This is a genomic window from Burkholderia sp. AU28863, assembly GCF_002223195.1.
GTDB lineage: Bacteria > Pseudomonadota > Gammaproteobacteria > Burkholderiales > Burkholderiaceae > Burkholderia > Burkholderia sola.
The window spans coordinates 1-2,915 of the sequence record NZ_NKFE01000009.1 but is presented as its reverse complement, the minus strand read 5'-3'; the positions used below and the strand labels follow the sequence as shown (position 1 = coordinate 2,915).

Annotated in this window: 1 rRNA gene; it reads left to right on the top strand. The window is 53.0% G+C overall.

Annotated elements, in window-relative coordinates:
- Positions 1 to 18 precede the first annotated feature (18 nt).
- Positions 19 to 2,899: ribosomal RNA gene (locus tag CFB81_RS34610) — 23S ribosomal RNA — on the top strand.
- Positions 2,900 to 2,915: the final 16 nt, after the last annotated feature.

The following is a 2,915-nucleotide window of genomic DNA, read 5'->3' as shown; positions in this document are numbered from 1 at the left end:
GAGACAGACTCGTTATAGGGTCAAGCGAACAAGTGCATGTGGTGGATGCCTTGGCGATCACAGGCGATGAAGGACGCGGTAGCCTGCGAAAAGCTACGGGGAGCTGGCAAACGAGCTTTGATCCGTAGATGTCCGAATGGGGAAACCCGGCCCTTTTGGGTCATCCTAGACTGAATACATAGGTCTAGTGAAGCGAACGCGGTGAACTGAAACATCTAAGTAACCGCAGGAAAAGAAATCAACCGAGATTCCCAAAGTAGTGGCGAGCGAAATGGGATGAGCCTTGCACTCTTTATTTGTATTGTTAGCCGAACGCTCTGGAAAGTGCGGCCATAGCAGGTGATAGCCCTGTAGGCGAAAACAGTATGAAAGAACTAGGTGTGCGACAAGTAGGGCGGGACACGTGAAATCCTGTCTGAAGATGGGGGGACCATCCTCCAAGGCTAAATACTCGTGATCGACCGATAGTGAACCAGTACCGTGAGGGAAAGGCGAAAAGAACCCCGGGAGGGGAGTGAAATAGATCCTGAAACCGCATGCATACAAACAGTCGGAGCCTCGCAAGGGGTGACGGCGTACCTTTTGTATAATGGGTCAGCGACTTACGTTCAGTAGCAAGCTTAACCGTATAGGGCAGGCGTAGCGAAAGCGAGTCCGAATAGGGCGTTCAGTTGCTGGGCGTAGACCCGAAACCAGGTGATCTATCCATGGCCAGGATGAAGGTGCGGTAACACGTACTGGAGGTCCGAACCCACTAACGTTGAAAAGTTAGGGGATGAGCTGTGGATAGGGGTGAAAGGCTAAACAAACCTGGAAATAGCTGGTTCTCTCCGAAAACTATTTAGGTAGTGCCTCGTGTCTCACCTTCGGGGGTAGAGCACTGTCATGGTTGGGGGGTCTATTGCAGATTACCCCGCCATAGCAAACTCCGAATACCGAAGAGTGCAATCACGGGAGACAGACATCGGGTGCTAACGTCCGGTGTCAAGAGGGAAACAACCCAGACCGCCAGCTAAGGTCCCCAAATATAGCTAAGTGGGAAACGAAGTGGGAAGGCTAAAACAGTCAGGAGGTTGGCTTAGAAGCAGCCACCCTTTAAAGAAAGCGTAATAGCTCACTGATCGAGTCGTCCTGCGCGGAAGATGTAACGGGGCTAAGCTATATACCGAAGCTGCGGATGCGTGCTTGCACGCATGGTAGGAGAGCGTTCCGTAAGCCTGCGAAGGTGCCTTGTAAAGGGTGCTGGAGGTATCGGAAGTGCGAATGCTGACATGAGTAGCGATAAAGGGGGTGAAAGGCCCCCTCGCCGTAAGCCCAAGGTTTCCTACGCAACGTTCATCGGCGTAGGGTGAGTCGGCCCCTAAGGCGAGGCAGAAATGCGTAGCTGATGGGAAGCAGGTCAATATTCCTGCACCATTGTTAGATGCGATGGGGGGACGGATCGCGGAAGGTTGTCCGGGTGTTGGACGTCCCGGTCGCTGCATTGGAGAAGGCGCTTAGGCAAATCCGGGCGCGTAATTCAAGGGTGTGGCGCGAGCTCCTTAGGGAGCGAAGCAATTGGAAGTGGTTCCAAGAAAAGCCTCTAAGCTTCAGTCTAACGATGACCGTACCGCAAACCGACACAGGTGGGCGAGATGAGTATTCTAAGGCGCTTGAGAGAACTCGGGAGAAGGAACTCGGCAAATTGGTACCGTAACTTCGGGATAAGGTACGCCCTTGTAGCTTGACTGGCCTGCGCCAGGAGGGTGAAGGGGTTGCAATAAACTGGTGGCTGCGACTGTTTAATAAAAACACAGCACTCTGCAAACACGAAAGTGGACGTATAGGGTGTGACGCCTGCCCGGTGCCGGAAGATTAAATGATGGGGTGCAAGCTCTTGATTGAAGTCCCGGTAAACGGCGGCCGTAACTATAACGGTCCTAAGGTAGCGAAATTCCTTGTCGGGTAAGTTCCGACCTGCACGAATGGCGTAACGATGGCCACACTGTCTCCTCCCGAGACTCAGCGAAGTTGAAGTGTTTGTGATGATGCAATCTACCCGCGGCTAGACGGAAAGACCCCATGAACCTTTACTGTAGCTTTGCATTGGACTTTGAACCGATCTGTGTAGGATAGGTGGGAGGCTATGAAACCGGAACGCTAGTTTCGGTGGAGCCGTCCTTGAAATACCACCCTGGTTTGTTTGAGGTTCTAACCTTGGCCCGTGATCCGGGTCGGGGACAGTGCATGGTAGGCAGTTTGACTGGGGCGGTCTCCTCCCAAAGCGTAACGGAGGAGTACGAAGGTACGCTAGGTACGGTCGGAAATCGTGCTGATAGTGCAATGGCATAAGCGTGCTTAACTGCGAGACCGACAAGTCGAGCAGGTGCGAAAGCAGGTCATAGTGATCCGGTGGTTCTGTATGGAAGGGCCATCGCTCAACGGATAAAAGGTACTCTGGGGATAACAGGCTGATACCGCCCAAGAGTTCATATCGACGGCGGTGTTTGGCACCTCGATGTCGGCTCATCTCATCCTGGGGCTGTAGCCGGTCCCAAGGGTATGGCTGTTCGCCATTTAAAGAGGTACGTGAGCTGGGTTTAAAACGTCGTGAGACAGTTTGGTCCCTATCTGCCGTGGGCGTTGGATATTTGAAGGGGGCTGCTCCTAGTACGAGAGGACCGGAGTGGACGAACCTCTGGTGTACCGGTTGTCACGCCAGTGGCATCGCCGGGTAGCTATGTTCGGAAGAGATAACCGCTGAAAGCATCTAAGCGGGAAACTCGCCTTAAGATGAGATATCCCTGGGGACTAGATCCCCTTGAAGGGTCGTTCGAGACCAGGACGTTGATAGGTCAGGTGTGTAAGCGCAGTAATGCGTTCAGCTAACTGATACTAATTGCCCGTAAGGCTTGATCCTATAACAAGTCTGCCTT